The organism is Sphingobium phenoxybenzoativorans, assembly GCF_018286635.1.
GTDB lineage: Bacteria > Pseudomonadota > Alphaproteobacteria > Sphingomonadales > Sphingomonadaceae > Sphingobium > Sphingobium phenoxybenzoativorans.
In genome coordinates this window covers 774,381-792,599 of the sequence record NZ_CP073910.1, presented here as the reverse complement: position 1 = coordinate 792,599, position 18,219 = coordinate 774,381, and the positions used below count along the sequence as shown (strand labels likewise).

Annotated in this window: 19 protein-coding genes; 8 read left to right on the top strand and 11 right to left on the bottom strand. The window is 64.2% G+C overall.

Annotated elements, in window-relative coordinates; genetic code table 11:
* Positions 1–131: 131 nt before the first annotated feature.
* From coaD to KFK14_RS03915, 3 genes are read right to left on the bottom strand one after another with little or no spacing between them, the layout of a single operon-like run.
* Positions 132–638 carry a pantetheine-phosphate adenylyltransferase gene (coaD, locus tag KFK14_RS03925; RefSeq protein ID WP_070158303.1) on the bottom strand — a complete coding sequence of 169 codons (507 nt, stop codon included), beginning with the start codon at positions 636–638 and terminating at the stop codon, positions 132–134.
* A 1-nt stretch (position 639) separates the two neighbouring features.
* Positions 640–1,521, bottom strand: a complete 882-nt coding sequence (locus tag KFK14_RS03920; protein WP_246525016.1) for a polyprenyl synthetase family protein — start codon at positions 1,519–1,521, stop codon at positions 640–642.
* A gap of 38 nt (positions 1,522–1,559) precedes the next feature.
* Entirely contained in the window at positions 1,560–1,835 is a 276-nt protein-coding gene (locus tag KFK14_RS03915; RefSeq protein ID WP_070157990.1) for an exodeoxyribonuclease VII small subunit, read from the bottom strand.
* Between the two features lie 192 nt (positions 1,836–2,027).
* On the opposite strand from KFK14_RS03915, the gene KFK14_RS03910 reads away from it, so the two are divergent.
* The 3 genes from KFK14_RS03910 (at position 2,028) to KFK14_RS03900 (ending at position 5,393) form a co-directional block, all read left to right on the top strand.
* Positions 2,028–2,405, top strand: a complete 378-nt coding sequence (locus KFK14_RS03910; protein ID WP_070157989.1) for a hypothetical protein — start codon at positions 2,028–2,030, stop codon at positions 2,403–2,405.
* Positions 2,406–2,699: 294 nt separating this feature from the next.
* Positions 2,700–4,961: a phosphoribosylformylglycinamidine synthase subunit PurL gene (gene purL / locus KFK14_RS03905; protein WP_212611027.1), complete on the top strand. Its 2,262-nt coding sequence runs from the start codon at positions 2,700–2,702 to the stop codon at positions 4,959–4,961.
* Between the two features lie 123 nt (positions 4,962–5,084).
* Entirely contained in the window at positions 5,085–5,393 is a 309-nt protein-coding gene (locus tag KFK14_RS03900) for a GIY-YIG nuclease family protein (RefSeq protein WP_212609941.1), read from the top strand.
* Positions 5,394–5,511: 118 nt separating this feature from the next.
* Here KFK14_RS03900 and KFK14_RS03895 read toward each other — a convergent pair whose 3' ends face one another.
* Complete coding sequence (locus KFK14_RS03895) at positions 5,512–6,279, bottom strand: methyltransferase domain-containing protein (protein WP_212609940.1); 768 nt, start codon at positions 6,277–6,279, stop codon at positions 5,512–5,514.
* 104 nt (positions 6,280–6,383) lie between these two features.
* Here KFK14_RS03895 and KFK14_RS03890 point away from each other — a divergent pair, with 104 nt between their 5' ends.
* The 4 genes from KFK14_RS03890 to KFK14_RS03875 all read left to right on the top strand — a co-directional run bounded on the left by KFK14_RS03890 (position 6,384) and on the right by KFK14_RS03875 (position 9,056).
* Complete coding sequence (locus KFK14_RS03890; protein ID WP_212609939.1) at positions 6,384–7,631, top strand: DUF418 domain-containing protein; 1,248 nt, start codon at positions 6,384–6,386, stop codon at positions 7,629–7,631.
* Positions 7,632–7,711: 80 nt separating this feature from the next.
* On the top strand, positions 7,712–7,882 hold the full coding sequence (locus tag KFK14_RS03885) for a (2Fe-2S)-binding protein (protein WP_070157985.1): 171 nt from the start codon (positions 7,712–7,714) through the stop codon (positions 7,880–7,882).
* 106 nt (positions 7,883–7,988) lie between these two features.
* Positions 7,989–8,468 carry a bacterioferritin gene (gene bfr / locus KFK14_RS03880; RefSeq protein WP_212609938.1) on the top strand — a complete coding sequence of 160 codons (480 nt, stop codon included), beginning with the start codon at positions 7,989–7,991 and terminating at the stop codon, positions 8,466–8,468.
* Positions 8,469–8,732: 264 nt separating this feature from the next.
* Positions 8,733–9,056, top strand: a complete 324-nt coding sequence (locus tag KFK14_RS03875) for a YnfA family protein (RefSeq protein ID WP_070157983.1) — start codon at positions 8,733–8,735, stop codon at positions 9,054–9,056.
* Between the two features lie 253 nt (positions 9,057–9,309).
* Here KFK14_RS03875 and KFK14_RS03870 read toward each other — a convergent pair whose 3' ends face one another.
* The 6 genes from KFK14_RS03870 to panB all read right to left on the bottom strand — a co-directional run bounded on the left by KFK14_RS03870 (position 9,310) and on the right by panB (position 14,453).
* On the bottom strand, positions 9,310–9,747 hold the full coding sequence (locus KFK14_RS03870; protein WP_070157982.1) for an Hpt domain-containing protein: 438 nt from the start codon (positions 9,745–9,747) through the stop codon (positions 9,310–9,312).
* A 69-nt stretch (positions 9,748–9,816) separates the two neighbouring features.
* Positions 9,817–10,053: a sulfurtransferase TusA family protein gene (locus KFK14_RS03865; protein ID WP_425516653.1), complete on the bottom strand. Its 237-nt coding sequence runs from the start codon at positions 10,051–10,053 to the stop codon at positions 9,817–9,819.
* Positions 10,043–11,410 (bottom strand): ribosome biogenesis GTPase Der, encoded by a 1,368-nt coding sequence (gene der / locus KFK14_RS03860; protein ID WP_212609937.1) that lies wholly within the window; start codon positions 11,408–11,410, stop codon positions 10,043–10,045. Before der ends, KFK14_RS03865 begins: the two co-directional genes overlap by 11 nt.
* 33 nt (positions 11,411–11,443) lie before the next feature.
* Entirely contained in the window at positions 11,444–12,793 is a 1,350-nt protein-coding gene (locus KFK14_RS03855) for an outer membrane protein assembly factor BamB family protein (protein ID WP_212609936.1), read from the bottom strand.
* Positions 12,774–13,499, bottom strand: a complete 726-nt coding sequence (locus tag KFK14_RS03850; protein WP_212611026.1) for a tetratricopeptide repeat protein — start codon at positions 13,497–13,499, stop codon at positions 12,774–12,776. The genes KFK14_RS03855 and KFK14_RS03850 overlap by 20 nt, the downstream gene beginning before the upstream one ends.
* An 81-nt stretch (positions 13,500–13,580) precedes the next feature.
* On the bottom strand, positions 13,581–14,453 hold the full coding sequence (gene panB, locus KFK14_RS03845) for a 3-methyl-2-oxobutanoate hydroxymethyltransferase (RefSeq protein WP_070157563.1): 873 nt from the start codon (positions 14,451–14,453) through the stop codon (positions 13,581–13,583).
* 140 nt (positions 14,454–14,593) lie between these two features.
* Here panB and KFK14_RS03840 point away from each other — a divergent pair, with 140 nt between their 5' ends.
* Complete coding sequence (locus KFK14_RS03840) at positions 14,594–15,580, top strand: class I SAM-dependent methyltransferase (protein WP_212609935.1); 987 nt, start codon at positions 14,594–14,596, stop codon at positions 15,578–15,580.
* 92 nt (positions 15,581–15,672) lie between these two features.
* Here the strand turns inward: KFK14_RS03840 and KFK14_RS03835 are convergent, their stop codons facing one another.
* Entirely contained in the window at positions 15,673–18,141 is a 2,469-nt protein-coding gene (locus tag KFK14_RS03835; protein ID WP_212609934.1) for a TonB-dependent receptor, read from the bottom strand.
* Positions 18,142–18,219: the final 78 nt, after the last annotated feature.

Here is an 18,219-nt window from a genome sequence, read left to right as displayed (position 1 = left end):
GCCAGGGTCAGCACCCTGCCCAAGGAACCGAAGCCATTAGTGAACGCCATGTGCCTGAACTCTCCCGCGCTGGACGCGCGCCTAAGAAATATGCGCCTAGAAATATATCGATGAACGGCGGCTGAGCGAACTCAGTCCCCCTTTCTCCCGATGCGCTCTACCCGCTCCATCACTTCCTCGCAAACCTTCGCGCTGACGAATTTGTGGATAGGCCCGCCATAGAGCGCGATTTCCTTCACCAGCCGCGACGCGATCGGCTGCAGCGACACGTCCGCCATCAGGAAAACCGTCTCCACCCGGTCGTTGATCTGCTGGTTCATGCCCGCCATCTGATATTCATATTCGAAGTCCGCGACGGCGCGCAGGCCCCGGATGATGACGCTGGCGCCCTGCCGCTCAGCAAAGTCCATCAGCAGCGAGTTGAAGCCGGTGACGACCACCTCTGCATCCACATCGGCGCATTCCCGCCGCACCATTTCCAGCCGCTCCTCGTCGGTGAACATGGGGGATTTGCTGATATTGGTGGTGACGCCGATCACCAGCCGGTCGACCAGCTTCGCGCCGCGCCGGATGATGTCCATATGGCCCAGGGTGATCGGGTCGAATGTTCCCGGATAAACACCGATGCGCATAGCCATCCTATCTGTCCCTCTCGATCACATAATCCGCTATCGCCCGCAGCAGATCGGCTTCCTCGCCAAAGCCGCGCAGATGCGCCTTGGCCTGATCGACCAGCATCTGCGCCTGTTCCCTCGCCCGGTCCACGCCCAGCAGGGACAGGAAAGTCTCCTTGCCCGCGGCCGCATCCTTGCCCAGCGCCTTGCCGGCGGCGGCCTCATCGCCCTCCACGTCCAACAGGTCGTCGGCGATCTGGAACGCCAGGCCCAGGTCGCGGGCATAGCCGTGCAGGCCGGTGCGGCCCTCCGGCGGGACGCGCGCCATGATCGCCGCCGCCTCCACGCAATAGCCGATCAGCGCGCCGGTCTTGAGCTGCTGCAGCCGGGTGACGGTCGGCAGATCGAAACTCGCCCTCTCGGCCTCCAGGTCCATCATCTGCCCGCCCGCCATGCCCGCCGGGCCGCTGGACAGCGCCAGCGCGCGGATCAGCTCCACCCGCACGAACGGTTCGCTATGCGTGCGCTCGTCGCTCAATATCTCGAACGCGATGTCGTGCAGGCAATCGCCCGCCAATATCGCCGTCGCCTCGTCGAACGCGATATGCACTGTCGGCTTGCCCCGGCGCAGGGCGTCATCGTCCATCGCGGGCAGATCGTCATGGATCAGCGAATAGACGTGAATGCACTCGACCGCGCACCCCACCCGCACCAGCGATTCTTCCGGCAGGCTGAACAGCGATCCGGTGGCGCGCACCAGCAAGGGCCGCAGCCGCTTGCCTCCGCCGATCGCTGCGTGCCGCATCGCTTCATACAGGCGGTGGCGCGGATCGTCCGGCACCTGCAGTATCGCATCGAACAGCGTATCGATGGCCTGCGCCGTCTCCTGCGCCGCCTCGCTCAGCAATGTCGCGCGTGCGCCCCCCGGTGCCAAAACCTGGCTCCTCAGTCCGCGCCGAAGGGCTGGGCACCCCCGATGGCGCCGCTGGCGTCGACCGTCAGCTTCTGGATTTTCGCCTCGGCGTCCTCCAGCCGCTTGGCGCATTGCTTGCGCAGCGCCTCGCCCCGCGCATAGAGCGCGATGGAATCGTCCAGCGGCACGTCACCGCTTTCCAACTGCCGGACGATCTGTTCCAGCTCGCGCAAGGCGGCCTCGAAAGTCAGGGCGGAAAAATCCTGTCCCGACGCATCCTGTCCAGCAAGTTCACCATTTTCGACCATGTGCATGCATTGACGTCCGGCAGGGGCGGGGTCAAGCCTTGGCGGACAGCCATGCGCGCTTCAGCGCGCGTTCATGACGCGCCTGTCATGAAGCCGTCATGCTGCCCTGCAAAATTGCAGGCCGGAAAAGCATAGTTAATGCGCAGTTTTCCATTGACGGTCGATGCTGCAATTGCACATACGGATAATGCTATGAAACTTTATATCCCCTTGCTCGCCGCCGCACCGCTGATGTTCCTTTCCGCCTGCGGCCAGTCCGAACCCGAAGTCGTTGGCGGCCCTGCCGATCCGCTCAAGGATCAGCTTGCGAACGCCTCGGCGGTCAAGCTGCCCCCGTCGGTGAAGAACAGCCGCACCTATCGCTGCAAGGACAACAGCCTGATCTTCGTCGACTTCCTGTCGGACGACACGACCGCGAACCTGCGCCTGGAAAAGAATGGCGCGCCGACCAAGCTGGTCGCGGCGGAAGCGGGCAAGCCCTACACGGCGGAAGGCTTTGAAGTCGACGGCAGCGGCCCGACCATCAACGCCACGGTCCCCGGCAAGAGCGCGCAGAGCTGCAAGGCCTGATCGCACGGCCGGGTCCGCCCCAACGGACCTGACATTCCACACGACAACAGGGTCGGACGCGACAAGCGCCCGGCCCTTTTTCTTTGCGCGCGGCATCATCCATGCCTTCGTCATCCCGGACTTGATCCGGGATCCATGAGCATAAACATGGGTGTAATCATTCAGGCGCAGAGCCAATGGATCCCGGATCAAGTCCGGGATGACAAGCGCGGCGGCCTTGCATTGTCCCAACCAACGTCCGGAAATCCGCACGCCCGGTTGCCCAATCCCCGCGGCCTCGCTAAACGCGCGCACATGTCCAGCACCGCCACCCAGATCACCCCGGAAATCGTCGCCGAGCATGGCCTCAACGAGGAGGAATATGCCCGCGTCCTGAACGCGCTGGGGCGGGAGCCGAACCTCACCGAACTCGGCATCTTCTCGGTCATGTGGTCGGAGCATTGCTCGTACAAATCCAGCCGCATCCACCTGAAGAAGCTGCCGATCGAAGGGCCTCAGGTCATTTGCGGCCCCGGCGAAAATGCGGGTGTCGTCGACATTGGCGACGGGCAGGCGGCGATCTTCAAGATGGAGAGCCACAACCACCCGAGCTATATCGAACCCTATCAGGGCGCGGCGACCGGCGTCGGCGGCATCCTGCGCGACGTGTTCACCATGGGCGCGCGGCCCATCGCCAATATGAACGCCCTGCGCTTCGGCCGGCCCGATCATCCCAAGATGCGCCACCTGATCAGCGGCGTAGTGCGCGGCATCGGCGGCTATGGCAATTGCGTGGGCGTGCCGACCGTGGGCGGCGAGGTGAATTTCCACCCCGCCTATGACGGCAATATCCTGGTCAACGCCATGACCGTCGGCGTCGCCGACACGGACAAGATTTTCTATTCGGCCGCCAGCGGCGTCGGCAATCCCATCGTCTATGTCGGCTCCAAAACCGGCCGCGACGGCATCCACGGCGCGACCATGGCGAGCGCCGATTTCGGCGAGGATTCGGACGCCAAGCGCCCCACGGTGCAGGTCGGCGATCCCTTCACCGAAAAGCTGCTGATCGAGGCGTGTCTGGAACTGATGGCGTCGGACGCCATCGTCGCCATTCAGGATATGGGCGCGGCGGGCCTCACCTCCTCAAGCGTGGAGATGGCCAGCAAGGGCGGCGTCGGCCTGCTGCTCAACATGGACGCCGTGCCGCAACGCGAAACCGGCATGACGGCGTACGAGATGATGCTCTCCGAATCGCAGGAGCGCATGCTGATGGTCTTGAAGCCCGGCCGCGAAGCCTTTGCCGAGGCGATCTTCCACAAATGGGAACTGGACTTCGCGATCATCGGCGAAGTCACCGACACCGGCCGCATGGTCCTTGTCCATCATGGCGAGACCGTCTGCGACATCCCGCTCGCCCCGCTGGCCGACGACGCCCCGCTCTACGACCGCCCGGCGGCCAGCAAGGAAGAGTATAAGGCATGGGCGGGCATCAAGCCGCTCGGCGACATCCCCGAAAGCACGGACATCGCCGCTGACCTGTTGAAGCTCATGGCCTCCCCGGACATCGCCAGCCGCCGCTGGATCTGGGAGCAATATGACCACATGGTCGGCGCCGACACCGTCCAGCGCCCCGGCGGCGACGCGGCCGTCGTTCGCGTCCACGGCACGCAGAAGGGCATCGCGATCAGCACCGACTGCACCCCGCGCTACTGCTATGCCGACCCCTATGAGGGCGGCAAGCAGGCGATCGCCGAATGCTATCGCAACCTGTCGGCGGTCGGCGCAACGCCGCTCGCCGTCACCAACTGCCTCAACTTCGCCAACCCGCAGCGCCCGGAAATCATGGCGCAATTCACCGGCTGCCTCGAAGGCATGGGCGACGCCTGCCGCGCATTGGATTTCCCCATCGTGAGCGGCAACGTGTCGCTCTACAATGAAAGCAAGGCGACCGGCGGCGGCAGCGCGATCCTGCCGACCCCCGCGATCGGCGGGATTGGATTGCTGGCGGATGTCGACAAGATGGCGACGGTGGCGTTTAAGGCGGAGGGCAACATAGTCTTGGCCATCGGTGCAAACGGTTATGGCACTCACCTTGGTCAATCAGTTTGGCTACGGGAAGTGCTAGGCCGGGAAGATGGGCCACCGCCTCCCGTTGATCTTGAGAAGGAGAGGCAGGCCGGGGAGTTCGTCCGTCGTCTGGTTTCGGATCAACTGGTGGCTGCGGTTCACGATGTGTCGGATGGCGGCCTGCTCATCGCGGTCACCGAAATGGCGCTTGCAGGTAACTTGGGCGCGCGCCTCAATCCCAGCTTCAAGTCTGACGACCTGGAGAATGGCGCAAGGCTGACCGGCATGATGTTTGGCGAAGATCAGGGGAGGTTTGTTCTGGAAGTTTCAGAACAGAATTGGCCCAAGGTTAGAGAGCGAGCGCAAGAACAGAACCTATCCTGCCTGCATCTCGGTTTTGTCGGCGGTAATACGATCTCCCTTTCAGGAGGCGTTTCGAAGTGGCAATGGCCCCTTACCGACCTCCGTACCGCACATGAAGGCTTCTTCCCGGCATTGATGGACGGCTGACCGCCCCTTAACTTCGTCATTCCCGCGAAAGCGGGAACCCATCTTTCCTCAAACGCCTGGCATGCACAAAGGCGCGATAGGTTCCCGCTTTCACGGGAATGACGGGTGGGATAGCTTCAACGCATGGTCCGCCAGCCCTGCGTCTACATCCTCGCAAGCAAACGCAACGGCACGCTCTATATCGGCGTAACGTCGGACTTCATCCAGCGCCTTCATCAGCATCGCATTGGCGCGGTTCCGGGCTTTACCCAGGAATATGGCGTAAAGCGCCTGATGTGGTTTGAGCAGCACGGTACGATGGACGAAGCGATCCTGCGCGAAAAACGCCTCAAGAAATGGAACCGCGCCTGGAAGATCGCGCTGATCGAGGCGTTGAACCCGCATTGGGATGATCTGGCTATCGGCTTAGGGTTCGAGCGATTGCCGGATTAGACATCTTCAACACTCGTCATTCCCGCGTAGGCGGGAACCCATTTCGCCTTCGGCACGCCAGCAGCGATGGGAGAGTTAGGTTCCCGCCTACGCGGGAATGACGAAGTGGAATCGGATTTTACGACACCCGCGTCACCCGCCCGAACACCACATGATATCCATCCCGCGCCCCGCCAGCGTCGAACGCCGCCATCACGCGCCGCAAGTCCCCCGGCGATAGCGGCGAGCGCCCCTCCACCGGGACCACCGCGCCGATGCCCTTCAGGTGCGCGATCAGACCCTTCGCGCTCCCGCATTCCAGCGCATAATCCTCGTCGAAGGCGAAGGCGTCCGCCTGCCCCGCCAGCATCGCCTGCACATCCGCCAGCGATGGATAATCCGGCACCCCCGCCACAACCCCGCATGCCGCATGCGCCACCCGCCACGCCGCAAAGCTCCGCTCCGCCATCGTCGAGAAGATCAAACTTCCCCCCGGCCGCAACAGCCGCGCCAGCCGCGCCACCGCGCTGGCCAAATCATCGAACCACTGGAACGCCAGGCTGGAGAGGATCAGGTCGAAATGCGGCCCCTCGAACCAGGGAAATTCGCCATCCATCGGCAGGAAGGTGCCCGCGATCATCGCCCCCTTCGCCGCCTGCCCCACCATCTCGGCCGACAAGTCCGTCGCCACCAGCTCCGCCCCCGGCCAGCGCAGGCCGATCTCGCGCGTCAGCAACCCCGTGCCACAGCCAATCTCCAATATCCGCGCGCTGTCGGGAACCTTCAGCAGCCCCGCCAGATCGGCCACCGTCCGCGCCACGACCTTCTGCACCCCGGCATGGTCCTCATAGCCCGCCGTCGCCGCGCCGAAGGCAGCGCCTATCCTGTCTTTCCGCGTCGGACTCATGCGATTGGGCCTGACAGAAGCCGCGCCTGATTTCCAGTGCCCCGGCATGGCCCTCGCCCTATCCTGGCCTTGCGGCGTGGCGCAAAGCGCTCTAGCCCCGGCCGATGCACGCCAGCGACCGGATTTTCCCCCTCGACGCCCTGCGCGGATTCGCCGTCATGGGCATTCTCCTGATGAACATCGTCAGCTTCGCGATGCCGGAGCAGGCCTATATCAATCCGGCCGCCTGGGGCGGGCAAGGCGCGGCCGACATAGCCGCCTGGGCCATCGCCTGGGTGCTGTTCGACGGCAAGATGCGCGGGCTGTTCTCCCTGATGTTCGGCGCGTCGATGCTGCTGGTGATCGACCGGGCGGAAATGTCCGGCGGGGATGGCCGCCGCACCCATATGCGCCGGGCCTTCTGGCTGTTCTGGTTCGGCCTCGCCCATTATCTGCTGCTGTGGTGGGGCGACATATTGATGCTCTACGCCCTTGTAGGGATGGTGGCGCTGCTGTTCGTGGGGAAGGAGCCGATCGCGCTGGTCAAATGGGCCTTTGCCGCATTCGCCCTGCATTTCCTGATCGTCGCGGCCATCATGGCGCCGCTCTACGCCTATCAGGATGCCGCGTCGCAGCCCGGCGCATCCGCCGAAACGGTGCAGGGATTCGCCGCCATGGCCGCCGCGCTGGGCAAGCCCGGCACGCAGGCGATCATGGAGCAGGCCGCCATCTACCGCTCCGGCTTCTCCGCCATATTCGCGCATGAGCTTCATGCCTTCCCGGCCGCCTTCCCCGCGATGCTGCTCTATTTCGGCCTCGATACGCTGGGCTTCATGCTGCTGGGCATGGCGATGCTGAAGGGCGGGTTCCTGACCGGCGACTGGGACGGGGAGCAATATCGCCGCACTGCCCGGCACTGTTTCCTGATCGGCCTGCCACCGATGATCGCGCTGGCGGTCTGGGTGCTGCTGTCGGGCTTTGACACGCTCGCCACCTTCGGCGCGCTCATGGCCTGGTCCTTCCCGTTCCGCATTCCCCTGACGGTGGGTTATGCCGCGCTGTTCCTGTGGATCATCGGCCGGGCGCAGGGGCACTGGCTGATCATCCGCATCGCCGCCGCCGGCCGGGCGGCGTTCAGCAACTATCTGGGCACCAGCCTTGTGATGTGCGCCATCTTCTACGGCTGGGGCCTCGGCCTGTTCGGGAGGGTCGACCGCGCGCCGCTCTATCTGTTCGTGCTGCTCGCCTGGGCGTTGATGCTGCTATGGTCGAAGCCTTGGCTGGACCGATTCGCCTATGGCCCGATGGAATGGCTGTGGCGGAGCCTGGCGCGCGGCAAGCTGCAACCGATGCGCAAAAGCGTTCCGCGCTGACACAATTCGGCGCATTAGCCATTCTTTACTATTGCGACCTATTATCACTATCGCTATCTATGGGTTTCAGGAGAGCGTGCATGGTCGTTTGCGTCTGTAATGCCATTCGGGAAAAGGACCTTCGGGAGGCCGCTCGCGACGGTGCGGACACGCCCTGCAGCGCTTACGCCAAATTCGGCCGCCGTCCGAAATGCGGTCAGTGCGTATCTTTTGCGCGAACCATTATCGCTGCGGAGCGTGCGACTGCCTAGCAGTTGCATCCCAAAAAGTGGCGGAAATCCGCCACTTTTTGCCTTAACAAAAGTGCGTCCAACCCTTATATAACGCTCCGACATCAATTGTTCCGGAGCCTATCCCATGAAGGGCGACCTCAAGGTCATCGAATTTCTGAACGAGGCGCTCAAGAATGAGCTGACCGCGATCAACCAGTATTTCCTGCATTACCGCATGCTGAATCACTGGGGCGTCACCAAGCTCGCCAAGTTCGAATATGAAGAATCGATAGACGAGATGAAGCATGCCGACAAGCTGGCGGAGCGCATCCTGTTCCTCGACGGCCTGCCCAACTTCCAGCTTCTGGGCCGCCTGAAGATCGGCGAGACCGTAGAAGAAATCCTGAAGGCCGACCTTGAGCTGGAATATGAGGCGCTGCCGCTGCTGAAGGACGCCATCGCCCATTGCGAGAGCGTGCGCGACTATGTGAGCCGCGACCTGTTCCAGAAGATCCTCGACAGCGAGGAGGAACATGTCGATACGCTGGAAACCCAGTTCGAAATGATCGAGCGTATGGGCATCCAGAATTATATCCAGCTCCAGTCGGAAGCCGCCGAGGACTGAGAACCCGCACCCTTTCCTCCATCGGGAAAGCGCGAGACAAAAAGCCGCCGGGCGATCCGGCGGCTTTTTTGTTGGCCGGGCCGATGAACTGGCGGAACGGGATGTTGGGACGGATCGGCATTCAGCCCTGACGGCCTGCCAATGGCCGCCGCCCACCCGTCATTCCCTCCGCCATCCGGCCCGCCCCCCCCTGTGGGAAAGGCTGGCGCGAAGGCCAACGGGAAAGGCTTGCGGTATCGCTGCCGGGCTGTCACCCAACCGGCTATGGCTGTTCTTGCGTATATCGGGGCCGCTCTTGCGGAAATCGCCGGCTGTTTCGCCTTCTGGGCCTGGCTGAAACTGGGCAAGTCGCCCTGGTGGCTGCTGCCCGGCATCGCCTCGCTATGCCTGTTCGCCTATCTGCTGACGCTGGTGGAAAGCGGCAATGCCGGGCGGGCCTATGCCGCCTATGGCGCGATATATATCATGTCGGCGATTTTCTGGCTCTGGGCGGCGGAGGGCGTCAGGCCGGACCGCTGGGACATGATCGGGATGGGCATCTGCCTTCTGGGCGGCGCCGTGATCCTGTGGGGTCCAAGGCCAGCCTGAAGCGCGGTCCGGCAAGCGGGCGCCGCACCTCCTCCTGCGAAAACAGGAGTCCATCCCGAACAGGGAGCCAGATCAAAGCGGGAGGCCGGGTCCCCGCCTGCGCAGGACCGCGCGTCCCTTCACGCGGGACAAGCTCTGGCGCATTCGCACATCGGATGAACCCACCGGATGCCCTGGGCAGCGCGAGAAAACCGCGCCAGCGCCCAATATATCCATGTATGGGATGCCCCTTCCGTCGCCGGAAGGGTGCGGATCACATGCGGCCGAAGCTCGGCGCAGCGCCTTCGGGACGGCGGCCGAACACCGCGGGCTTGCGGGCGACCAGCGGGCTGCTCGCCTTTTCCAGTTCGACCAGCGTTTCGTTGAAGCAGTTGCGGATCTCGACCACGGTCTCGATCAGCTCCTCCGGGCTTTCATGATATTCGACGCAGCGGCGCGCGACCGTCTCGATTTCCTCGGCCATGTCGCCCAGCCGTTCCGCGCCGAACTGGCGGGATTCGCCCTTCAGCGTGTGGGCGGGCAATACCAGCGCGGTGGCGTTGCGGTTGCGCATCGCCTCCTCGATCGCGAGCACGGATTTGGTGCCGTCCTCCCGGAAATAGCCAAGGATGCGGACGAAGCCCGCGCCCAGTTCAGTCCGCGCCTGCGCGAACCCGGCCGGGTCGATCAGCTTTGCGTCCATATGTCCCACGAGGTGCTCCCTGCGGCAATTCCACGTCCCTACCTTCGCACTTGTAAGGCGGGCGCAGTAAACGGCCGGTTAAAGCACCGTTTTGACTATGTTTTCTTTCTCGATGAGAAAACATGGCCCCAGCGGATCGGCAATATCGGTCAGCCGCCAGCCGCTGGCGGCCAATGCGGCCAGTTCTTTCGGGGCATTGGGGTCGTCGGCCCATATCATCACGCGATCGGCCGCGCGCATCGCCTTTGCGGCCCGCAGGGCGGGCCAGGGGCAGCGCATGCCCCGCGCATCGATCCGAACCGGATCAATTATCAAAGGGGTTCTTCGTACTGCGCAGGGTGAGTCGCACCGGCACCGCGCCAAAGCCCAGTTCGCGCCGGATGCCGTTAACCAGATAGCGTCGATAACTTTCCGGCAGGGCGTCAAGCCGCGTGCCGAACAGCACGAAGGATGGCGGCCGCGTCTTGATCTGGGTGATATAGCGCAGCTTGATCCGCTTGCCGCCGGGCGCGGGCGGCGGATTGGCCTCCAGCGCCTTTTCGAACCAGCGGTTGAGCTGCCCCGTCGACACGCGCTGCGACCAGGTGGCCCGGCTTTCGAACGCCACCCGCAACAGCTCGTCCAGCCCCTTGCCGGTATAGCCGGACACGGTCAGGATCGGCAGGCCCTTCACCTGCGCCAGTCCGTCCTCCAGCGCTTTCTTGATGCCCTGATACAGGCCGGAGCCATTCTCCACCGTATCCCATTTGTTGAGCGCGATGATAAGGGCGCGGCCCTCCTCAATCACCTTGTCGGCAATGCGCAGGTCCTGCGCCTCCAGCCCGCGCGTGGCGTCGAGCAGCAGCACGACCACCTCGGCGAAATTCACGGCGTTCAGGCCGTCGGACACCGCCAGCTTCTCCAGCTTGTCCTGCACCTTGGCGCGCTTGCGCATGCCCGCCGTGTCGATCAGCCGCACATGCCGGTCCCGCTGGTCGATGTCGGTCCACACCCAGTCGACGGCGATGCTGTCGCGGGTGATGCCCGCCTCCGGCCCGGTCAGCAGGCGGTTCTCGCCCAGATAGCGGTTGATGAGGGTCGACTTGCCCGCGTTCGGCCGCCCGACAATGGCGAGCTTTAGCGGCGCGCTGTCATCATCCTCGGCGAAATCCTCCTCCGGCTCCTCATCCTCCTCCTCCCGCTCCAGCAGGGGAAGCAGCGCCTGGAACAGATCGGACAGGCCCTGGCCATGTTCGGCGGAAAAGGGGATCGGTTCGCCCAGCCCCAGCCCGAACGCCTCCATGACGCCCGCGTCGGCCGCCTTGCCCTCCGCCTTGTTGGCCATCACCACGACCGGCACGTCATTGCCGCGCAGCCAGCGGGCGATTTCCTCGTCCAGCGGGGTGATGCCCGCCCGCGCGTCGATCATGAACAGGGCGACGTCCGCCCCGTCCACCGCCGCCTGCGTCTGCATCCGCATCCGGCCCGGAAGCGTATTCTCGTCCTCATCCTCATAACCGGCGGTGTCGACCAGCCGGAAATCCAGGCCGAGCAGCGACACGTCGCCCTCCCGCCGGTCGCGGGTGACGCCGGGCTGGTCGTCGACCAGCGCCAGCTTCTTGCCCATCAGGCGGTTGAACAGCGTGGACTTGCCCACATTGGGCCGCCCGACAATGGCTACTACGGGCAGCATATGCGTGCCTTGCTTCCTTCTTTGCGCGTGGCCTTATTTCAGGGCCATCAGCTTGCCGTCATCGGCAAGGATATACAGCGTCCTGTTCGCCACCACCGGGGACAGCGACATCGGATGATGCATGTCGATCGGTTCGGCGGCCTTTCCGGTCTGCGGATCGACAGTGACCATATCACCCAGCGTCGAGACCAGATACAGTCTGTTGCCCGCCAGCAGCGGCCCGGTCCAGCGCACCGCGCCGGTCTTTTTCTTGACCTTCTTGAAGCGCTGGAGCTGGCTGATCCAGCGGATCTTGCCCGTCGCCCGCGCAACGCAGAGCAGCTTGGCGTCGTCGGTCACCACGAACACCCACTCGCCGACCACGGCCGGGGTGGAAATGCCCGCAATGTTGATTTCCCAAAGGCGCTGGCCGCTGACCAGTTCGTAGGACGCCATGCGCCCGCCCTGCCCGATGGCGAACACGCGGCCGCGGTCGATCACTGGGTCGGCGTCGATATCGGCCAGCGAGGCGACCGAGGTCGAGATGCTGGTGCGCGACAGCGCGTCGCCCCACAGCGACCGGCCATTTTCATATCGATAGGCGGAAAGCTCGCCGGAGCTGTATCCCGCGATCACCGTGCCCTGCCCTGCGGCGGGCGCGGCGACGCCGAACACGCCGGTCGCCTCCATCGTGCCGCTGTCAGTCCACTGGGTTGCGCCGTCCTGCTGCGCCAGCGCGAATATCTGGTTGTCCTGGCTCATCACATAGACCGAGCCATTGGCCAGCGTCGGCGCGCCGCGCAGCGGGCCGCCGGGGCGCTGCTTCCACACGATCTTGCCGTCCGACGCATTCATCGCGACCACATCGCCTACGCCGGTGCTGGCATAGAGGCGGTCGCCGAGCACGCTCACGCCGCCGCCGAACAGCGACCGGCCATTGCCTTCGGAGGGCAGCGCCGTCTGCCAGATTTTCGAACCCGTCGCCGCGTTCATCGCGATCACGCGCGCCGACGCATCGATGACATACAGCTTGCCGTCCGCCACGACCGGGGCGGAGGCAAGGCGCGCCTTGGGCGTGCTGCCCTCTATCGACACGCTCCACGCCTGGCGCGGCGCGTCGGACAGCGCCAGATGGCCCATCGTCTTGTAGGGGTTGCCGCCCGGCTGCGACCATTGGTCGTTCACCGCCTGCTCCGGCAGGACCACGGCGACATCGGCAATCGTCGGCTCGACCGCCACGCCCTGCTCGCTCGTCAGGATCGATGTGCGCTTGCCGACGACCGGCGTTTTCTTGCCGCCATTGCCCTTGCCGCCGCCCAGCACGGCGCAGCCCGAAAGCATCGCGACGCAGCCGAGCAGCGCGCCCAGCCGCATCATCCGTTTCTTACCCACCCGAAGTTGCATTCGCACCGCCATCCTCGCCAATCCCCACCGTCGCGTCTACCGCATCGACTCCCAATAGCCCCGCCATCTGTCGCGCACGTGAACGGACAGTTTCCGGCACCTGCGCATCCTTTGCCAGCGCCGCGAACAGCGGCCCCGCAAGGTCGGGCTTGCGCATCTTCATATAGGCGACCGCCGTCATTTCCCCGGCGCTGCCGAACCAGGGGTCGCCCGCGGCCGCGAAGGGCTTCAACCGATCGACCACATCCTGCGGCTTCATGCTGTCGAACTCCAGCGCCGTCTGGCGGATCAGGCCCAGGTCGCGATAGGGCTTGGCCAGGCTGCTGTCCGCCGCCATGCCCTTGAAGATCGCGATCGCGCCCTTCGTGTCATTCTTCTTCACCGCCACGGCGGCCTTCGCCAGCATCGCGGTCGCGCGATAACCCGGCTGGCCATCCTTGGCGAGCGCATCCAGCTTCTTCATGTCGGGCGCGCCGCCCGCGGCGACCACTTCCAGCAGGCCCTGCATTTCCTCGGCCGTTTCGCCCGACTTGCCGGCGCTGTGGTGGTTCCAGTAGAGCCAGCCGCCAAACGCGGCCAGACCCGCCGCCACCAGGATCGCGATCCACCGGCCATAGCGTTTCCAGAACCCCAGAAGCTGGTCCTGCCGCACGGCGTCATCGACCTCGCGCAGGAAGGCTTCGTTGGATTGCGGCGTCAATGCCAAGGTCATTCTCCGGGAAACACAGGGAAACGGGGCGGATAGAGAGAGGCGCCGGACATTAGCGGCGCGGCGGGCAAGAGCAAATTACTTTTTCGGCCGGTAAACCTGCTCGTCGGTCGGAAATGTCCGGGCGCGGACATCGGCGGCATAACGCTCCGCCGCGCCGGAAATCATCGTCGCCATGTCCTCATAGCGTTTCACGAACTTGGCGGTGCGCTCGAACATGCCCAGCATGTCCTCAGTCACCAGCACCTGCCCGTCGCAACGCGCGGACGCGCCGATGCCGATGACGGGGATGTCGACGCTTTCCGTGACGGCATCGGCCAGCGTTTCCATCACGCCCTCCAGCACCACCGCGAACGCTCCGGCGTCGGCGACGGCGCGGGCGTCGGCCATGATCTTGGCATGCTCCTCCTGGCTCTTGCCCCGCGCGGCATAGCCGCCCAGCGCATTCACCGCCTGGGGCGTCAGGCCGACATGGGCCATGACCGGGATGCCCCGCTGGCTGAGGAACGCAATGGTCGGCGCCATCGCCTGCCCGCCTTCCAGCTTGACCGCCGCGCAGCCGGTTTCGGCCATGACCCGGCTGGCGCTGGCGAATGCCGCTTCCGGCGAGCTTTCATAGCTGCCGAACGGCATGTCGACGATGACCAGGCTGTGATAGCTGCCGCGCACCACCGCCGCGCCATGGGCGATCATCATGTCGAGCGTGACCGCCAGCGTGGACGGCAGACCATAAATGACTTGCCCCAGGGAGTCGCCGATCAGCAGCATGTCGCAATGCGGGTCGAGAAGCTGCGCCTGCCGCGCCGTATAGGCGGTCAGCATGACCAGCGGCTCGGCGGTCTTGCCTTCAAACTTCCGCCGCTGGATCGCCGGCACGGTCAGCCGCTTCATCGGCGCAGGCGTCGGATTGGCGCGGCTGGTGGAGGTGTCGAGGGTGAAGGTCGTGGACATGGCGGCGCTTTACCGCAGCCGGGGACCGTGTGCAAACCAGACGGATCGCCCCATGCGCCGCCGCTGTCCTCCTGTCATCTGTAGATGACAGGAGCAGGCTTTGTGTTAGAGGTGAAACCCGCCTGAGTCAGGGGAATGCCATGCAAGATTGTGTGAACGGTGCCTATTTCATCGTGCGGGAAGATTGCCCGGTCTGTGCAAGCGCCCATTGCGAGACATTCTATTCCGTTCCGTTTACGCAAGACCCGGTCCGCTCTTTCTTGGAAAGCCATTTCCGTGAGCAGGGCCATATCGAATGGGCGACGCTGGAGGGCACGAATTTTACGCTGGCCGAGTGCCCTGAGTGCAAGCTGGTGTTCCAGCGCAACGTGCCCAACGACGCTATGCTGGGGCGCGTCTACACGGAAATGATCAGCCCATCTTTCCTGCGGGCCTATGAGGACGACCTGTTGACCGTGGACAATTTCCGCCAGATAGCGGGCGAGATGATGATGCTTTTCCGCATGATCGACAAGCCGGCGGGTCAGATCGCCTTTCTCGATTATGGTTTCGGCTTCGGCCGCTGGGCGCGCGTCGCCCGCGCGCTCGGCGCGACCGTCTATGCGACGGAAATCGGGGAGGAGAAGCTGGCGATGGCCGCGGACATTGGCGTGCGCATCATCCCGGATGAGGCAGTGGACGGCATGCGCTTCGACATCGTCCATACCGAACAGGTGCTGGAACATCTGGTCGATCCGCGCCGGGAATTTCGCCGCCTTGCTGCGATCACCGATGGCGTGATGAAGGTGTCGGTGCCGCCCGCCGGGCCGATCCGCAGCACCATAGAGAAAAAGGGTCTCGCAGCGGAATCGCCCTTCGTCCGGGCGCACGCTATGCGCGGCGACGATCTGGCGCATATGGCGGTGCAGCCGCTCGAACATATCAACGCCTTTTCGGTGAAGTCGATCGAGCGATTGGCATCGGAGAACCACATGAAGATCGTCGATCAGGTGCGCCGCCGCGCCACCATGATGGACATTGGCTCGCCCAAGCGCTTCTTGCGCTCCCTCGCCGATTTCGGGATAGCGCTGGGCAAGGCGGCGTTAAAGCCGCATACGGGCTATTATCTGCTGCGACCGGAGCGCTGATCCGCGCATCCCGTTCGGGTGGGCAGGGACGGCGCTGAGAGGGAGCCGCCTTCCCTGCCCTGTTTTACTGACCGGGGGGGGGGGGTCAGAACTTAAAAGCTGCCCTTGATGGTCATGCCCCATGTGCGGGGATCGCCGGGCTGGCCCGCGATCAGGCCGACATTGCCCGGCGCGACCTGCAGCAGATCGATATAGTTGACGTCGAAGGCGTTGCGGACCCAGCCGAACACATCGAACCCGTCACCCCGGAAACCGGCGCGGAAGTTGGTCAGCGCATAGCCCTTGACCTCGGTGTAGATGGACGGCGAGGCGTTGGAATTCCATTCCGACCGGTAATTGCCGTCGACGCCCAGATAGGCCTGCCCTTCCTTCGCCAGCAGCGTGACCGGCGCATTGACCTCCACACCGTAGGAGAAGGCCCATTTGGACACGCCGGGCAGGGCCTGACCGGAAATGTCGCACTGGCGCGGGCTGAGCGCACCGGGCACGCCCGGCTGCGAATAGTCCGGCGTGGCGTTGGCCCCCTGCAGCGTGCCGCCCGACAGTTCCGGCGGGCAGGGCGCGTTGGTGAACTTCTTATATTTCGCGTCGGTATAGGCGGCGTTGGCATAGGCGCTCAGCCGCTCGTTCGGCGTGACCTTGAAATCGGCCTCGATACCCTGCGAGCGCACCTTCTCTGCATTGGCCAGATAACCGCGCACCGTGCCAAACTGGCCGCCATTCACCGTCGCCTGGAAATTCTTGATCTCCGTGCGGAAGGCCGAAAGGTTGAATGTCGCCCGGCGGTCCAGGAACTGGGTCTTCAGGCCGATTTCGAAATGATTGACCGATTCCGGCTTCACCGTGCCCGCGTCGTAGTTCACCGTATTGTCGGCGTTCAGCGGCAGGCCGTTCTGGTTGATGCCCAGCGTCTTGAAGCTCTTGGCGTAGGTTGCGTAACCCAATATGTCGCGCGCGAACTTGTAATTGACGTTGAAGTCATAGGTGAAGTTCCACGCGCTGTCGGACGGCGAACTGACCTGCGGCTGGTAGACGCCGCACTGCGCCGCGAGGACCGAACCGGCGGCCGGCGTCGGCGTGCAACTGATCACTTGCCCAGCGCCGTTGGTCACGATGCGCTCGTAGAAGCCGGACTTCTTGTCATAATTGACGCGCGCGCCGGGCTGGATGGTCAGCGCGTCGGTCACTTTCCAGCTCACCTGGCCGAACAGCGCGGCGCTGGTGCTCTTGAGATACTGGGTGTTGCTGGCGGTCAGGCCGTTGAGGATGGCGGCGTTGGCGGCCTGCGTCCCGGTCAGGCTCCACCGGCTGGCATCCGCGCCCTGCTGCTCGGTGCCCTGCGTGTCGATGCGCTGCTTGAACCCGAACGCGCCCAGAACGAAATCGAACTGGTCGCTGGTGTAGTTATAGCGGAACTCCTGGCTATACTGGTCCTGCTGCGACGGGTTCTGCGACAGCGAGACGATCGACAGGCCGGTGAAGTCGCGGTCATTCTCCGGCTTCCAGTCCCAGAAACGCCAGGCGGTGACGGAGGTCAGCGTGCCGGACCCCAGGTCCCACTTCACCTTGGCGGACGCGCCGCCGATCTTGTTGCCCGCGTTCAGGCTGGAGTCGAGATCGGTCAACCGGTCATAGGGATTGCGGCTGGGCACGGCGTAGTTGCGGCCGGGATTGGCGGCGTTCACCGCCGCGACCAGCGCATCATATTGCCGGTTCAAAGCACGCTGCGTCGTGCCGACGCGCACGAACACGGTGCCGCAGCATTCCGGGTCCTGTCGGCTGTAATCGCCCGACAGCGTGATGCTCAGATCCTCGGTGGGCTGGAACAATAACTGGCCGCGCAGGCCCAGATTGTCCTGCTCGTTGATCCACTGGCCGCTGGCGACATTGTAGATCGTGCCACGGCGGCTGGTGGAGGCGATGGCGAGACGGGCGGCGATCTTGTCGGTCAGCGGACCGGAAATCGCGGCCTTCGCCTGCTTGTAGTTCAGATTGCCGACCGTCAGCTCCGCGCGGCCTTCAAAGTCGAAGGTTGGCTGGTTGGTCGTGATGTTGATCGCGCCGGCGGTGGTGTTCTTGCCGTAGAGCGTGCCCTGCGGTCCGCGCAGCACTTCCACCTGCGCGACGTCGAGGAAGTCGAAGGTCGCGGAAGCGACGCGCGAGTTATAGACGTCATCGACATAGATGCCGACGCCCTGCTCGAAACCGTCGCTGGTCAGGCCGAACGGCACGCCAAGGCCGCGGATATTTACCGAGGTGTTGCGCGGGTTCGACGTGTAGACCTGCAAAGTCGGGGCAAGCTGCTGCAGCTTGACGATGTTGAAATTGCCCGTGGATTCGATGCTGTCGCCACGGATCACGGAAATCGCCAGCGGCACTTCCTGCGCGGCTTCCTGGCGGCGGCGCGCGGTGACGATGATGACTTCGCCACGGCTCGGCTCTCCCTGATCGGCCTGCTCTGCCGCCTCGGCCGGCGCCGTCGACGCATCCTGGGCGAAGGCCGCAGGCGCAAGAATGGATGCGCTCGCCGCGGTGGCGAGCAACAGTGAACGCACGATCATAAAATTCCCCTTCCGGATGTCCGGTTGTCTGTGTGTCAACTTGGCGTCTCCGGCGACCCGGCGGATGCCTGTTTTTTC